Source organism: Lysobacter enzymogenes (assembly GCF_017355525.1).
GTDB classification, from domain to species: domain Bacteria; phylum Pseudomonadota; class Gammaproteobacteria; order Xanthomonadales; family Xanthomonadaceae; genus Lysobacter; species Lysobacter enzymogenes_C.
Genome location: NZ_CP067395.1, coordinates 5,233,944 through 5,248,122 on the forward strand (window position 1 = coordinate 5,233,944; position 14,179 = coordinate 5,248,122).

At 67.9% G+C, this 14,179-nt stretch carries 14 protein-coding genes; 9 read left to right on the forward strand and 5 right to left on the reverse strand.

The annotated features are described in order from the left end of the window. Positions 1-852 (forward strand): thioesterase II family protein, encoded by an 852-nt coding sequence (locus tag JHW38_RS22060; protein WP_207523431.1) that lies wholly within the window; start codon positions 1-3, stop codon positions 850-852. 37 nt (positions 853-889) lie between these two features. Continuing rightward, a complete protein-coding gene (locus JHW38_RS22065) occupies positions 890-1,468 on the forward strand; it encodes a hypothetical protein (protein ID WP_207523432.1) in 579 nt (192 codons plus the stop codon). 785 nt (positions 1,469-2,253) lie between these two features. Here the strand turns inward: JHW38_RS22065 and JHW38_RS22070 are convergent. Further along, positions 2,254-2,496 carry an XAC0095 family protein gene (locus tag JHW38_RS22070; RefSeq protein ID WP_207523433.1) on the reverse strand — a complete coding sequence of 81 codons (243 nt, stop codon included), beginning with the start codon at positions 2,494-2,496 and terminating at the stop codon, positions 2,254-2,256. A gap of 359 nt (positions 2,497-2,855) precedes the next feature. Here JHW38_RS22070 and JHW38_RS22075 point away from each other — a divergent pair, with 359 nt between their 5' ends. Further along, complete coding sequence (locus JHW38_RS22075; protein WP_207523434.1) at positions 2,856-3,419, forward strand: hypothetical protein; 564 nt, start codon at positions 2,856-2,858, stop codon at positions 3,417-3,419. Positions 3,420-3,443: 24 nt separating this feature from the next. Here the strand turns inward: JHW38_RS22075 and JHW38_RS22080 are convergent, their stop codons facing one another. The 4 genes from JHW38_RS22080 to JHW38_RS22095 all read right to left on the reverse strand — a co-directional run bounded on the left by JHW38_RS22080 (position 3,444) and on the right by JHW38_RS22095 (position 7,579). After that, positions 3,444-3,827 (reverse strand): hypothetical protein, encoded by a 384-nt coding sequence (locus tag JHW38_RS22080; protein WP_207523435.1) that lies wholly within the window; start codon positions 3,825-3,827, stop codon positions 3,444-3,446. A gap of 77 nt (positions 3,828-3,904) precedes the next feature. After that, positions 3,905-4,381 carry a hotdog fold domain-containing protein gene (locus tag JHW38_RS22085; protein ID WP_207523436.1) on the reverse strand — a complete coding sequence of 159 codons (477 nt, stop codon included), beginning with the start codon at positions 4,379-4,381 and terminating at the stop codon, positions 3,905-3,907. A gap of 339 nt (positions 4,382-4,720) precedes the next feature. Continuing rightward, on the reverse strand, positions 4,721-7,207 hold the full coding sequence (locus JHW38_RS22090) for an acyl-CoA dehydrogenase (RefSeq protein ID WP_207523437.1): 2,487 nt from the start codon (positions 7,205-7,207) through the stop codon (positions 4,721-4,723). A gap of 120 nt (positions 7,208-7,327) precedes the next feature. Beyond that, positions 7,328-7,579, reverse strand: coding sequence for a hypothetical protein (locus JHW38_RS22095; protein ID WP_207523438.1), 252 nt, complete (start codon positions 7,577-7,579; stop codon positions 7,328-7,330). Between JHW38_RS22095 and JHW38_RS22100 the strand changes: the two genes are divergently transcribed. The 6 genes from JHW38_RS22100 to JHW38_RS22125 all read left to right on the forward strand — a co-directional run bounded on the left by JHW38_RS22100 (position 7,578) and on the right by JHW38_RS22125 (position 14,099). After that, complete coding sequence (locus tag JHW38_RS22100; RefSeq protein WP_207523439.1) at positions 7,578-8,237, forward strand: TetR/AcrR family transcriptional regulator; 660 nt, start codon at positions 7,578-7,580, stop codon at positions 8,235-8,237. The genes JHW38_RS22095 and JHW38_RS22100 overlap by 2 nt on opposite strands. 75 nt (positions 8,238-8,312) lie before the next feature. Then, on the forward strand, positions 8,313-10,079 hold the full coding sequence (locus JHW38_RS22105) for a phosphoenolpyruvate carboxykinase (GTP) (RefSeq protein WP_207523440.1): 1,767 nt from the start codon (positions 8,313-8,315) through the stop codon (positions 10,077-10,079). 439 nt (positions 10,080-10,518) lie between these two features. Then, a complete protein-coding gene (locus JHW38_RS22110; protein ID WP_428995270.1) occupies positions 10,519-11,106 on the forward strand; it encodes an RNA polymerase sigma factor in 588 nt (195 codons plus the stop codon). Next, a complete protein-coding gene (locus tag JHW38_RS22115) occupies positions 11,103-11,738 on the forward strand; it encodes a hypothetical protein (RefSeq protein WP_207523441.1) in 636 nt (211 codons plus the stop codon). Before JHW38_RS22110 ends, JHW38_RS22115 begins: the two co-directional genes overlap by 4 nt. Before the next feature lie 18 nt (positions 11,739-11,756). After that, on the forward strand, positions 11,757-12,695 hold the full coding sequence (locus tag JHW38_RS22120; RefSeq protein WP_207523442.1) for a DUF4097 family beta strand repeat-containing protein: 939 nt from the start codon (positions 11,757-11,759) through the stop codon (positions 12,693-12,695). A gap of 123 nt (positions 12,696-12,818) precedes the next feature. Then, positions 12,819-14,099: an aspartyl/asparaginyl beta-hydroxylase domain-containing protein gene (locus JHW38_RS22125; RefSeq protein WP_207523443.1), complete on the forward strand. Its 1,281-nt coding sequence runs from the start codon at positions 12,819-12,821 to the stop codon at positions 14,097-14,099. Positions 14,100-14,179 lie beyond the last annotated feature (80 nt).

A 14,179-nucleotide genomic window follows, 5' to 3' on the forward strand; every position in this document is an offset into this window, starting at 1 on the left:
ATGAGCGCAGCGTCCGCGGCCGTCGGCCGTTCGCAGACCTCCGGCTGGATCGTCGGCCGGACGCAAGCGGCCGGCCGGACGATGGACCGGCCGCAAGCGACCGGCTGGGCCGTAGGCGCGCCGCAGGCGACAGCTTGGGGCGCCGAGCGTTCGCCAACGTCCGCCCCGCTGACCTTGTTCTGCTTCCCCTACGCCGGCGGCAACCCGCTGGCGTACTTGCCCTGGCAGGAACGTCTGCCCTCGTGGATCCGCATACGCGCGATGCAGCCGCCCGGCCGCGGCCAACGCCTCGGCGAAGCGCCGCTGCAACAGTGGGCGCCGCTGATCGCCGGCCTGACCGACGCCATCGCCGCCGAAGCCGCCCCGCGTTTCGCCTTCTTCGGCCACAGCCTCGGCGCCCTGATGGCCTTCGAGACCGCGCGCGAATGCGCCGCGCGCGGCCTGCCGCTGCCGACCCGCCTGATCGTCTCCGGCTGCGCCGCACCGAGCCGGCTCGACCCCGAGCCCGGCCTGCACCGCCTGCCCGAACCGGCGTTGATCGCGCGCCTGCGCCAATACGAAGGCACGCCCGAAGCGGTGCTGGCCAACGCCGAACTGGTGCAGCTGCTGCTGCCGACGATCCGCGCCGACTTGCGGTTGAGCGAGGACTACGCCCGCGCCCCGCGCCCGGCATGGACGTTGCCGATCGATGTGCTGTATGGCCGCAGCGATTCGCTCGTCGGTATGCGCATGCACGGGTGGGCAGAGGAAACCCAAGGCGAATCGACCGCGCAGGGTTTCGATGGCGGCCATTTCTTTCTGGATAGCCGGCGCGATGAAGTCATGGCGGCGATTGAGCGGTTGTTGGCCTAGGGCTCGATCTTCGCGCCGCCATGCACGCTGATGGTGAATGTTCGAAACCGACTATTGGGATGCCGCTCTCTCCGACTCATCTGGCGATGCCATGCGTACCTTCGCGATTTCTGTCTTGCTCGCTGTCGGCCTGGCTGCAACGCCTGGCGTCCGCGCGGCTTCCGATGAGATGCATGGGCTGGCCATACTCAAGAACGATTACCCTGAAGCGAAAAGCTGGCCTCTTGCGGCGAAAGGCTCTATCGAGTTTTGCGGCGGCGACTGGTGCCAGGAGGTCATGGGGGTCGGCGCCAAGTCCTTTAAAGAGGCAGGGGACGCGGCCTTCGTCTTGTTCTACTTCCTCGATCGCGACGAGGAATACACGCGGCGCAGAAGCGACGCCGCGGATAGCATCATTGCCAGGTCGGCGAAGCAGTGCCTGGTGCAGAACGCAGACCTGCGAGCGTCCTGCGTTCTGGATTCGCTACAGAAGAAGTTCGGATTCAAGTATCGGCGGGTTCAATACGATATGGGATACCGATGCCACAGCGAAATCGCGGTCGCGCCTCCGTTCTTCACCCAAAAGGGCAAGTGCGCGCGTATGAGGAAAGGCGCATTTCCTGAGCAAGCCGATTAGGTCGAAGCGCGAATCATTGAAGCTGGATGTCTGGTTCGGACTTCGGCGCCGCGGGCCTACGCCTTGTGTCCTTCGCTTCGGTTGAACCAGCGTAGTCGTTGCATGTTGCGCAGATTCGTTCGGCTCCCAGCGCGAATGCCCGACAAGGCGGCAACCGGCCGCAAGCCACCGGATCCCGACCGCGAACGGATGCGTCTTGCGCCTGGGCCGCCGAGCGGCGCGCGCAAGCCGAATCGCCTTGCGCGCAAACCCGGCGGGCTTGCACACGAAGCTCCGTGGTTTGCGACCGCAAGGCCTTCGGGGTAGCGCGCAAGGCGATTCGGCTTGCGGCCGATACGTCGAGTGTCGCGGGCAAGGCGATTTTGTCCGGCGTCGGAGCGAAAAGGCTTGCGATCGCGACACGCGACGGCTTGCGGCCGGGTGTTCGTGGCTTGCGCCTGGGAGGCAGCGGCTTGCGGCTGGCTGTCCGTGGCTTGCGCTTGGGCGCCTGCGGCTTGCGATTGGGACGCCACGGCTTGCGTCTGGGCGTTTACGGCTTGCGGCCGGGTGGCCGCGACGTGCGCTCGGGCGTTCGCGACCTACAGCCGGGGCTCCGCTACTTACGTCTGGGCGGGCGCGGGCCGTAGTTGCATGAAGTGCCTTGCGGTTAGTTCGGATTGGGTTGCGCGCCGACTTCACAGCGTTGCGGGCGTAACGGCGAGGCTTGCATTCTCGACGGGCGGGGCCGCGTCCGTGGGCAAACCGAAGGTCGCCGCCGGCCGGCGACCGGTGGGCGGTGAAGGGTCTTAATCGGAACGGGCAGCCTGGAGGTTGCCGTGTACTTGGTCGGCCCAGAGACGGAACACGCGAGCCAGGGCGCGGCGGCGCGATTGTTCGGTGGCATCGACTTCAGAAGCGGGCGGGGTAACTGGATCGATGGTCTGCGCGACTCCGATCAGTTCGTCATAGAACGCTTGCAGGCCGCGATAGGCTTCGACGGGCAGCAGAACGTAGTCCGCGGGGGCCGTGGATGGAGACTTTCGACGCATCGTGGAACTCCTTGTCAGTAGAAGTCCACCCGATTTCGGAGGTGGGTGCCGCTACGTAGGGAGTTTCTACGCTCCGAAGCAAACCCTGCTGCTCGCGAAACCACTTGTCAATAACCGTTCGCGAAGTTCCTTCGCGTTGTACGCAACGCGGATGCACGCGATGCACATCGCATCGAAGACCCCAGCAACAACCCGCAGTGCGCAGGATGCTGGAAGCCATCGTTCGCGACATCGGCGATGGATTCACGCTCGCCTTCACAGAGCAAGGCAATCTCCAACGGTGCCGCTCGCTTGCCGGCTAATTCATTGACAGCCTAAGCTTGCCCGTCGAGCGCAGTCGAGAGTCCAGAGTGCGAACAGTGACTTGGTGGGACAACAGCTCATTCTTCCAAAGCCTATGGGGCTATCTGGCCTTGGCCGCGATCTTCGCGCTCGGCAAGGGTTTGATCGTCTGGGTGTTCCTGTCCAGTCCGCGGCTCACGCTGTGGTTCCTCGCGGCCGAACTGGTCCTGGCCTGCGTGGTGATCGCGGCAAGGCGCTGGGCCCGTTCGGGGGCGAAGGCGCTGCCGTGGTGCGAATGGCCGCTGCAGGGGATTTTTGCTTTGCAGACGATCTACTTCGGGTTCGTGTTCGCGGTCGGCTGTTATTGGTTCGGCACGGGTCACGGCCTGCTGACGGCGCTGGTGGCGGTGGTGGCGTTTGCAGCCATGCTTTGGGCGGACCAAAAAAAACCGCAATGGTCCAGAAGGATGAGCTTCGCGGGGAGTCTGGCGCTGACGGTGGTGAACGTGTGGATATACGTCAAGATCGGGCACTCGGTGGTTTTGCCGTTCGTATTCGCGCCAATGGTGGTAGTTGCGTTGTTGATTGCGATGGTGAGCGTTCGGCGCGCTGCCGCCGAGCGCAGGTCTTGGAACAGCTGATCGGCGCTCGCCGATGGCGACGGATCAGCTCGACATCCAAAGCGGCGCCGCGAACAACACCGCCCCCAACACGAACAACGCCGTCAGCGCGTGGACCATCGGCCGGTTGATGCGCAGGAACACGAACTGCTCGACGGTGCGGCCGACCCAGAACAACGACATGCCCAGCAGCACGGCGCGGCCGAGCGCGGTGCTGTGCAGTTCGTCGGCGAACGCGAAGCACAGCGCGGCGACGCCCAGGGCGACGTAGATCAGGCGCAGGTTGAGGATCTGGATGATCGCGCGGTCGGCGACGGTCGCGGTGCGCAGGGTTTTGCGCCAGCCGAAGATGCGCCAGAAGGCCATGTGGAACAGGGCGAAGCCGAGGCTGTGCAGGCCTGCCAGGTAGATCCAGGTGGTGGCGGTCATGGCGCGGCTCGGGTGGGGTGGCGGCGTGGTTCGGTTGGCGCGGTCGCGGCTTGCGCCGCTCCTACAGGCAGCTTCGGTCAGTTGCGTTTCGGCTTGGGCGAGACGCGCATGGCGATGCGGGCGCGGAACACGGGTTCGCCGGCGGGGTTGGCGATTTCCACGTCGACCGGCAGGTCGTACGGGGCGTCGGATTCTACGATGGGGGCGGCGGGCGTCGCCACGGCGCGCAGGGTGCCTACGGCTTTCTTGAGGTATTCGACCTGCATGCCGATCGGGATCCAGCGCATCGATTTGGGGATGCTGACGTCGGTCATCACGCCGCCGGTCAGTTCGGCGAGGTTGCACATGGCGATGGCGTGGACGGTGCCGAGGTGGTTGGTGACGGCGCGGCGGTGTTTGATCGTCGCGGTGCAGCGGCCGGGTTCGAGCGATTCGAAGCGCGGTTTGATGCTGCCGAAGTAGGGCGCTTTCATGCAGACCGCGCGCGAGAACAGCCAGTGGCCGGCGGGGTAGCGGGTGAGTTTTTTGTACAGGGCGAGGACGTTGGCGCTCATGGTGGCGGGTTCGTCTTTGTATGGTTGGCGTTGCGTCGTCCCTTCCTGCCGTCATTCCCGCGAAGGCGGGAATCCAGAGACTTCAGCGCCACCCCCCAGCCGTCATTCCCGCGAAAGCGGGAATCCAGGGCTTTATCGCTGCATGACTCTGAAGTCTCTGGATTCCCGCCTTCGCGGGAATGACGGTAGGTGAGGACGCGGGAATGGTGTCGGGCGTAAATGCGCGGGAATGACGGTGGTAAAGCGGCGCTGCTTTCTGCCGACGCCGCATACCAAAACGGCGGACCCGAAGGCCCGCCGTTCCAGTCACGCATCGCGTCGCATGCGCGGGCGCTGCGCTTACGCCGCCGCGCGCGTGTCGTCGCGGCCGGCGCTGTCCTGCGGATACGGCTTGTAACCCGCCGAGCGCAACTCGGCCGCGTCGAAGTCGTCCACGCTGATCGCGTCGATGGTCATCTCGCGCAGTTCTTCCAGCTGCTTGCGCTCCTCGGCGGTGATCCAGCCTTCGCGCACGCCCTCGTCGAGCTGGCCGGCGAAGTCCAGCGCCTGGATGTCGCTGTTCTTCAGCGCCTTGAGGAACTTGCGCTCGACCGGTTCGGCCAGGATCACCTTCTGCAGGTAGCTGTTGATGCGGCCGGCCGGGTTGTTCGCGCACGGGGTCAGGAACACGCCGTCGGCGAGGCGGTCGCGGGCGTCGTTGGGCGACATCAGCAGCGCCGCGGCGCGGTGGCCGAGGCGGTCGCTCGGCGCCTGCGCACGGCGGCCCCACGGGAAGATCAGCGCCCACAGCAGGTAGCCGACCGGACGGATCGGGAAGTTGCGCAGCGCGCCCGACAGCGCCAGTTCGATCTTGTGCACGGCGTCGTGGAAGGCCCAGGCCAGCAGCGGCTGGTCGCCGACCGGACGGCCTTCGTCCTCGTAACGCTTGAGCATGGAGCTTGCGATATAGAGCTGGCTGAGCACGTCGCCCAGGCGCCCGGACAGCGATTCCTTGAACTTGAGCTTGCCGCCGAGCAGCAGCATCGAGGTGTCGGCCATCAGCGCCAGCGTCGCCGAATAACGGTTGAGCTTGCGGTAGTAGCGGCGGGTGTAGGTGTCGCCAGGCGCCGCGCCGATGCGCGAGGCGGTCAGGCCGTACCACAGGCTGCGCACCGCGTTGGAAATGGCGAAGCCGATGTGGCCGAACAGGTTCTTGTCGAACTCGCGCAGCGCTTCGGCCTTGTCGGGCAGCATCGCCGCCTTCATTTCCTTGAGCACCCACGGGTGGCACAGGATCGCGCCCTGGCCGAAGATCATCAGCGAGCGCGTCATGATATTCGCGCCTTCCACCGTGATCATGATCGGCACCGCCTGCCAGTTGCGGCCGGCGTAGTTCTTCGGGCCGAGGATGATGCCCTTGCCGCCGTGGATGTCCATCACGTCCTTGGCCACGTCGCGGGCCATGTCGGTGCAGTGGTACTTGGCGATGGTCGAGGGCACGGCGGGGTTTTCGCCGCGCGCGACGGCTGCGGCGGTGGCCTGCGACAAAGCGCTGACCGCGTAGGCATGGCCGGCGATGCGCGCCAGCGCTTCCTCGACGCCTTCGAAGCGGCCGACCGACAGGCCGAACTGCTTGCGGATGCGCGCATACGCGCCGGTGACGACCGCGCCCATCTTGGCGCCGCCGCTGCCGGACGAGGGCAGGGTGATCGAGCGGCCGATCGACAGGCATTCGACCAGCATCTGCCAGCCCTTGCCGGCGTAGGCTTCGCCGCCGATCAGCTGGCTCAGCGGAATGAACACTTCGCGGCCGTGGATCGGGCCGTTCTGGAAGGTGCAGTTCAGCGGGAAGTGGCGGCGGCCGACTTCGACGCCGGCGGTGTCGCGCGGCACCAGCGCCAGGGTGATGCCGATGTCGCGCTTGTCGCCGATCAGGCCGTCCGGGTCGTACATGCGGAAGGCCAGGCCGATCAGCGTGGCGACCGGGGCCAGGGTGATGTAGCGCTTGTCGAAGGTCAGCTTGACGCCGACCACGCGCGCGCCGTTCCACTCGCCCATCGTGACGATGCCGTAGTCCGGAATCGAAGTCGCGTCCGAGCCGGCCCACGGGCCGGTCAAGCCGAAGCACGGCACTTCGCGGCCGTCGGCCAGGCGCGGCAGGTAGTGGTCCTTCTGCTCCTGGGTGCCGTAGTGCATCAGCAGTTCGGCCGGGCCGAGCGAGTTGGGCACGCCGACGGTCGAGCTGACCACGCTCGACATCGACGCGAGCTTCTGGATGACCTTGTGGTTGGCCAGCGCGCTGAAGCCCAGGCCGCCGTATTCCTTCGGGATGTTGAGGCCGAAGAACTTGTTCTTCTTGATGTAGTCCCACAACTGCGGCGACAGATCGGCGTCGACGTGGGTGATCTGCCAATCGTTGGTCATCTTGCACAGCTCTTCGGTCGGGCCGTCGAGGAAGGCTTGTTCCTCGGCGGTCAGCACCGGCTTGGGCTGGCTCAGCAGTTGCTGCCAATCGGGCTTGCCCGAGAACAGCTCGCCTTCGAAACCGACCGTGCCGGCTTCCAGCGCGGTGCGCTCGGTTTCCGACAGCGGCGGCAGGATCTTGGTGTAGAAGCCGAGCAGCGGCTTGGTGATCAGCGGCAGGCGGATCGCCGGGATCAGCAGCGGCAGCGCGATGACCGCCACCAGCACCGCGGCGACGACGGTCGCGGCCGGGTTGGCGCCGAGCAGCCAGCAGGCGACCAGGGCGGTCGCGGTCAGCGCGGCCCAGACCGGCAATCGCAGCCGGTGATAGGCGGCGATCGCGCCGATAAGTAAGAAGGCGAGGAAGGGGATCGCGATGCTCATGACGGCGCTCCAGGAGGTGCGGCTGGACCAGGCTAGTGAGAACGGTGCGGAGCCGGGCTTTTTTGCGGGCCAGGCCCCATTTACGACTCGTCGGGGTCGTTCGCGCGTGATGCCCGGCATTCAAACGCTGGCATCAAACGCGTAACATACGGTCGAGTATGGGTTCGCCCTCGGAGTGCTGTCAACCGACCCGGCGGGTTTTTCGCGCAACGCTGCGTCCGCACCGCGCAAATCGCCGCGCAGCGCAAGAAAGCGCTGTTTTCGCCGGCGTTCGTGTTGCGTTGCAGCATCAGCTTCCTGAGTCGTTTCGGAACGGTTTGCTGCACTGCGTACTGTTCCCGACCAAGGCGTATGGATAAACTTGTCATCCATGAACCAGTCCGCCTCGAACAAGTCCGAGCCCGCGCTCGACGCCGCGTCCGCCGACGCCAAGTCGTCCGTGCCCGCCAAGAGCGACAGCAAGCCCGAACGCAGCGGCCGCCTCAGCGCCGACGATTGGGCGCAGGCCGCGCTCGATCTGATCGCCGAACAAGGCGTCGCCGCGGTCGCGGTGGAACCGCTGGCGCGCCGTCTCGGCGTGACCAAGGGCAGCTTCTACTGGCACTTCCCTTCGCGCGATGCGTTGTTGGTCGCGGCGCTGGAGCGCTGGGAAAAGGTCGAGCAGGAAACCGTGTTCGGCCAGCTCGAACCGATCCCCGATCCGCGCCAGCGCCTGCGTTCGCTGTTCCACCTCGTCGCCCACGAGGTCAAGTCGCACATCATCTATTCCGAGCTGCTCAAGGCGCTGGACCATCCCGCCGTGCAGCCGGTGATCGGGCGCGTGTCCGAACGCCGCCTGGATTACCTCACCGCATCGTTCCGCCAGGCCGGCCTGAGCCGCACCGACGCGCAGCACCGCGCGCGGCTGCTCTACGCCGCCTATGTCGGGTTCCTGCAGCTGAACCTGCAGTTGCACCAGACCCGCATGCAACACGACGAGTTCGAGGCCTATGTCGAACACATGATGGCCACGCTGATTCCCTCGTCGTAAACCGCTTCCTTTTCCGATCCCCCGGAGAGCACTGCCGTGAATGCCAATTTGAAAGATCCCGCCCCCGCGACTGCCGTGCCGGGGAGCGCGGGCAGCGCGTTGCCGGCGCTCAACGAGTGGGTGGCGCAGATCGCCGCGCTGACCCGCCCCGACAAGATCCACTGGTGCGACGGCAGCGATGCGGAGTACCAGGCGCTGGTCCAGCAGATGCTCGCCGACGGCACCCTGGAGACCTTGAACCCGGACACCCATCCGGGCAGCTACCTGCACCGCTCGCATCCGGAGGATGTGGCGCGCGTGGAGCACCTGACCTTCGTCTGCACCCAGCAGCCCGAGGACGCCGGCCCGAACAACCATTGGATGGCGCCGCGCGAGGCGCACGCGAAGATGGACGCGCTGTTCGAAGGCTGCATGAAGGGACGCACGATGTACGTGATCCCGTATTGCATGGGCCCGATCGATTCGCCGCTGGCGCGTTGCGGCGTGGAGATCACCGATTCGCCGTACGTGGTCGCCAACATGCGCACGATGACGCGCATGGGCGCTGCGGCGCTCAAGCGCATCGAGGGCGGCGACTCGTTCGTGCGCGGTCTGCATTCGATCGGCGAACTCGATCCCGAGCGCCGTTTCATCATGCATTTCCCCGACGAACTGGCGATCAAGTCGTTCGGTTCGGGCTACGGCGGCAATGCGCTGCTCGGCAAGAAGTGCCACGCGCTGCGCATCGCTTCGCATCAGGCCCGCCATGAAGGTTGGCTGGCCGAGCACATGCTGATCGTCGGCATCGAGAACCCGCAGGGCGAAACCCATTACGTCGCCGCCGCGTTCCCGTCGGCCTGCGGCAAGACCAATCTGGCCATGCTGATTCCGCCGGAAGGCTATCGCCAGGCCGGCTGGAAGGTGTGGACGGTCGGCGACGACATCTGCTGGATGCGTCCGGGCGCCGACGGGCGTTTGTACGCGATCAATCCCGAAGCCGGTTATTTCGGCGTCGCGCCGGGCACCTCGGCCAAGTCGAATCCGAACGCGCTGGCCTCGATCCAGAGCAACACCATCTTCACCAACGTCGGCGTCACCGCCGATGCGCAGCCGTGGTGGGAAGGCCTGGACAACGGCCAGACCCCGGTCACCGACTGGCGCGGCAACGCGTTCGACGCCGCCAAGGGCCCGGCCGCGCATCCCAACGCGCGCTTCACCGTGTCGGCCAAGCAGTGCCCGAGCTATTCGCCGGAAGCGGAGAACCCCGCCGGCGTGCCGATCTCGGCGATCGTGTTCGGCGGCCGCCGCGCGTCGCTGGTGCCGCTGGTGTTCGAAGCGCGCGACTGGACCCACGGCGTGCTGGTCGGCGCGGCGATGGGCTCGGAAACCACCGCCGCCGCGACCGGCGCGGTCGGGGTGATGCGCCGCGATCCGATGGCGATGAAGCCGTTCTGCGGCTACAACTTCGCCGACTATTTCAGCCACTGGTTGTCGTTCGACCAGGACGCGGCGAAGCTGCCGAAGGTGTTCCACGTCAACTGGTTCCGCAAGGGCGACGACGGCAAGTTCCTGTGGCCGGGGTTCGGCGACAACCTGCGCGTGCTGGAGTGGATGATCGGCCGGGTCAAGGGCGAGGCCGGCGCGGCCGAGACTCCGATCGGCCATCTGCCGAAGGCGTCCGACCTAAACCTCGACGGCGTGGTGTTGAGCGATGAGGCCCACGCCAAGCTGTTCGGCTTCGACCATGCCGGCTGGAGCGCCGAGTTCGACAGCATCGGCGAATACCTGCGCGAGTACGGCCCGCGCATGCCGCAGGCCTTGCACGACGAACAGCAGCGGATCGCTGCGGCGCTGAAGGGCTAAGGCGCTTCGGGCGGTCCCTGTTCCGGGTGGAACAGGGGCGGTGCTTGCGATTCGACCGCGCGGCCCGGATGCCTGGCATCCGGGCCGCGTCGTTTTGGGGCCGAGTCCTTTCCGGCTTCGCGCCTTTGTCGGACGTCATCCCCGCGAAGGCGGGGATCCAGGGCTTCACCGCAGCAGGGCTCTGAAGTCTCTGGATCCCCGCCTTCGCGGGGATGACGGTTGAAGCGTCGCCGGCTTGAGGCGAGGGCGCGGAGCGACGATCCGAAAGGCCGGCTCGGAATTCGCTTGAATCCCGCTCGAATCCCGCCGGAGCCCCGTCGAAGTCCCGTCAAAGTCCCGTCGAAGTCCCGCCACGGGCGAGTCGGCCGGCCACCGCGCCGCCCCGTTCGCCACCCCGACCCCCTTAAACCCTGAGCCCCGACCCAGCATCGGACTCAGTATGCTGACCGCCGTGAACGACACCATGCCCGACGCCGCCCCCGCGCTCGATGCCGACGCCGACCAGGCCCTGGTCGCGCAGGCCGCCGCCGGCGGCGTGGCCGCCTTCGAGGCGCTGTACCGCCGCCACGCCAGCCGCGTCCACGGCGTCATCGCGCGCCTGGTCGGCTACCACGGCGCCCGCGCCGAGGACCTGACCCAGGAAGCCTTCGTCCGCGCCTGGCAGGCGCTGCCGAATTTCCGCTTCGAATCGGCGTTCGGCACCTGGCTGCACCGGCTCGCGGTCAACACCGCATTGATGGAACTGCGCGGCCGCCGCAGCCGCCCGTTCGAGGACAGCGACGAGGAAGCGTTCGACACGATCGGCAGCGCCGATTCGGCCGGCCACGTCACCGCGCTGTCGATGGATCTGGAACGCGCCGTCGCCAGCCTGCCGCCGCGCGCCCGCGCCGTGTTGGTGCTGTACGACGTGGAAGGCTGGAAGCACGAGGAGATCGCGGCCGAACTCGGCATGGCGGTCGGCAGTTCCAAGGCGCAATTGCACCGCGCGCGCAGCCTGCTGCGCACCCGGCTCGGAGAACAGGCATGAACGACAACGAACGCACTCCGCTCGGCCCCGAGCGCGCCGGCGACGGCGAACTGCCCGACGCGCTGCGCTGGCAACTGCGCGCGCTGCGCCGCGACCAGCCGCCGTCGCGCGACCTGTGGTCGGGCATCGCCGCGCGTCTGGGCGAGCAGGCGCCGGCCGGCCAGGCCGAGCCGACGGCCGCGACCGCCGAGCGCAGCGCTCCGGCCGCCGTCGCCGCGCTGCCGCGCCGCAGCGCCGCCAAGCGCGGCTGGATGGCGCCGCTGGCCCTGGCCGCGAGCGTGGCCGCGCTGGCGATCGGGCTGAGCGCGCACTTCCGCGCGCAGGGCCCGATGGCGCCGGCCGACGGCGGCTACGCCGCCGCGCCGGCCGCGGCCAAGCCCGGCGCCGCGCCGAGCCTGCTCCAGCGCGAGGCCCAGGGCATGACCCTGCAGTACCAGGCCGCGCTGCGCGAAGTCGAACCGGCCTCGGCCGCGTCGCTGGCGATGAAGCCGGCGTTCGACGACCTCGACCGCAACGCCGCGCTGATCCTCGACGCGCTCTCGCACAACCCCGATTCGCGGATGCTGCTGGAACAGCTGCGCCGCACCTACGCACGCCGCCTCGCGCTCGCGCAGCGCCTGGCCTACACCTGATCCCAGGAGAACGCTCCGATGATTTCCGCCGCCTTCCGCAACCGCAGCGTTCCACCCGCCGCCGCGCTGGCCCTGGCTTTGGCCGTCGCGCTGCCGGCGTTCGCCGCCACCCCCATCAACGAAACCCGCCCGCTCGATCCGCAGGGCAGCGTCGAGATCGACAACGTCAAGGGTTCGATCCAGGTCCGGGTCTGGGACCGCCCCGAGGTCAAGATCGAAGGCTCGCTCGGCGACGGCGTCGAGAAGCTCGCGATCGAGGGCGACAAGCAGCAGATTTCGATCAAGGTGCGCTACCCCAACCGCGGCAGCGGCATCGGCTTCCTCGCCGGCGGCGACAAGAGCGAGCCGAGCGACCTGAAGGTGACCGTGCCGCTGCGCGCGCGCCTGGACATCGATGCGGTCTCGGCCAACGTCGACGTCAACGGCGTGGCCTCGCGCGAGCTCAAGATCGACAGCGTCAGCGGCGACGTGGTCGTCGCCGGCGCGCCGCGCGAAGCCGAGATCGAGAGCGTCAGCGGCGATCTCAACCTGACCCTCAACAGCCCCAAGGTGTCGGCGCAGACCGTCAGCGGCGATCTGAACCTGCGCGGCCGCCTGACCGGCGAGGTGGCGGTGGAGACGGTGTCCGGCTCGGTCGACCTGGCCGCGCACGAGTCGAGCTTGAACAAGCTGTCCGGCGAATCGGTGTCCGGCGACCTGCGCATCGCCGCCGCGCTCAACAACGGCGGCGAGATCGCGTTGAAGACGGTCAGCGGCGACGTGCGCCTGGGCCTGCAGCGCGATCTGTCGGCGGTGGTGCGCGGCGAGAGCTTCAGCGGCGACCTGCGCGCGCCGAACGCGCAGATCCAGCGGCCCAAGCACGGCCCGGGTTCGAGCTTCGAGCAGCGCTACGGCAGCGGCAGCGGCCGGGTGCGGATGGAGACGTTCTCCGGCGATGCGGTGTTGGATCTGAACTGATCGGATCGGAGCGGCAACCGCGCCGGAACCGGCGCGGTCGCTGCGGTCCCGGCTGGCCGACGCTCGCGGCGGTGCTTATGCTGGAGCCTGCGCCGGCGCCGCCGGCGGCCGCGGGGGCGGGTTTTGAACGGTTCGAACCAACAGATCGAGCAACTGGCGCAGTCCGCCGGACTGGCGTCGCGCGCGGGCCAGTGGCAGGAGGCCGAGCGGCTGTGGCAGCAGGTGCGCGCGCTGGCGCCGCAGCATCCGCAGGCGCTCTACAGCCTGGGCATCCACGCGCTGCAGCGCGGCGACGCCGCAGGCGCGCAGGAGCTGTTGCAGGCCGCGCACAACGCCGCGCCGCAGGATCCGATGATCCTGCTGACGATCGGCGTGGTCGAACGCGAGCGCGGCAACGCCGAAGGCGAGTGGAACGCGATCCAGGCGGCGCTGAGCCGCGATGCGTATTTCCTCGCCGGCCTGCTGGCCAAGGCTTCGTGGCTGGAGCGCCAGGGCCAGGCGCGCGCGGCCGCGCAGGCGTACCGCAACGCGCTGACCGTGGCGCCGCCGCCGCCGCACTGGCCGGACATGCTGCGCTCCCAGCTCGAGCACGCCCAGCGCAAGCTCGACGAGTACCGCGACGAGTTCAGCGCCTTCCTCGAACACCGCGTCGGCGGGCCGCGCGAGGCGCTGGCGTTCGGCGTGCGCGGACGCTGGCAGGAAGCGGCTTCGATCATGGTCGGCCGCAGCAAGCCTTATCTGTCGGATTGCAACCAACTGTGCGTGCCGCGGCTGCCGGCGATCCCGTTCTTCGACCGCGAACAGTTCGCCTGGGTGCCGGAGCTGGAAAGCCGCACTTACGACATCCTGCGCGAGATGCGCCAGGTGCTGCGCGACGAGCAGGCCGAGTTCACGCCCTACATCGAGTACCAGCCCGGCGACCCGGTCAACCAGTGGCGCGAGCTCAACCACTCGCGGCGCTGGAGCACCTACAAGCTGTGGAGCTATTCGCAGCCGGTCGACGCGCATCTGGCGCGCTGCCCGGCCACCCGCGCGGCGCTGGAGGCGGTGGAGATGGCCGACATCGCCGACGTCTGCCCGAACGCGATGTTCTCGGCGCTGGCGCCGCACACCCACATCCCGCCGCACCACGGCGAGACCAACGCGCGCCTGGTCGCGCACCTGCCGCTGCTGGTGCCGGAGAAGTGCACGTACCGGGTCGGCTTCGAGCGGCGCGAGTGGACGGTCGGCGAAACCCTGATCTTCGACGATTCGATCGAGCACGAGGCGCGCAACGACAGCGACGACCTGCGCGTGGTGCTGATCTTCGACGTGTGGAATCCGCTGCTGTCGCTCGCCGAGCGGGCGATGGTCGATGCGATGATGAAGGCGCACCGCGAATTCTTGGCCGGCGCGCAAAGCTGAGACGGGCGCGTTCTCTTGCGGGAGCGGCTTCGGCCGCGACGCCGCGGCATCTGCAGCTCATAGCGTAGTCGCAAGACCGT

Bases quoted from the DNA above. Each gene is read 5' to 3' on its own strand.
- JHW38_RS22060 (WP_207523431.1), top strand. From the start codon at position 1: ATGAGCGCAGCGTCCGCGGCCGTCGGCCGTTCGCAGACCTCCGGCTGG.
- JHW38_RS22065 (WP_207523432.1), top strand. From the start codon at position 890: ATGTTCGAAACCGACTATTGGGATGCCGCTCTCTCCGACTCATCTGGC.
- JHW38_RS22070 (WP_207523433.1), bottom strand. From the start codon at position 2,496: ATGCGTCGAAAGTCTCCATCCACGGCCCCCGCGGACTACGTTCTGCTG.
- JHW38_RS22080 (WP_207523435.1), bottom strand. From the start codon at position 3,827: ATGACCGCCACCACCTGGATCTACCTGGCAGGCCTGCACAGCCTCGGC.
- JHW38_RS22085 (WP_207523436.1), bottom strand. From the start codon at position 4,381: ATGAGCGCCAACGTCCTCGCCCTGTACAAAAAACTCACCCGCTACCCC.
- JHW38_RS22090 (WP_207523437.1), bottom strand. From the start codon at position 7,207: ATGAGCATCGCGATCCCCTTCCTCGCCTTCTTACTTATCGGCGCGATC.
- JHW38_RS22100 (WP_207523439.1), top strand. From the start codon at position 7,578: ATGAACCAGTCCGCCTCGAACAAGTCCGAGCCCGCGCTCGACGCCGCG.
- JHW38_RS22095 (WP_207523438.1), bottom strand. From the start codon at position 7,579: ATGGATGACAAGTTTATCCATACGCCTTGGTCGGGAACAGTACGCAGT.
- JHW38_RS22110 (WP_428995270.1), top strand. From the start codon at position 10,519: ATGCTGACCGCCGTGAACGACACCATGCCCGACGCCGCCCCCGCGCTC.
- JHW38_RS22115 (WP_207523441.1), top strand. From the start codon at position 11,103: ATGAACGACAACGAACGCACTCCGCTCGGCCCCGAGCGCGCCGGCGAC.
- JHW38_RS22120 (WP_207523442.1), top strand. From the start codon at position 11,757: ATGATTTCCGCCGCCTTCCGCAACCGCAGCGTTCCACCCGCCGCCGCG.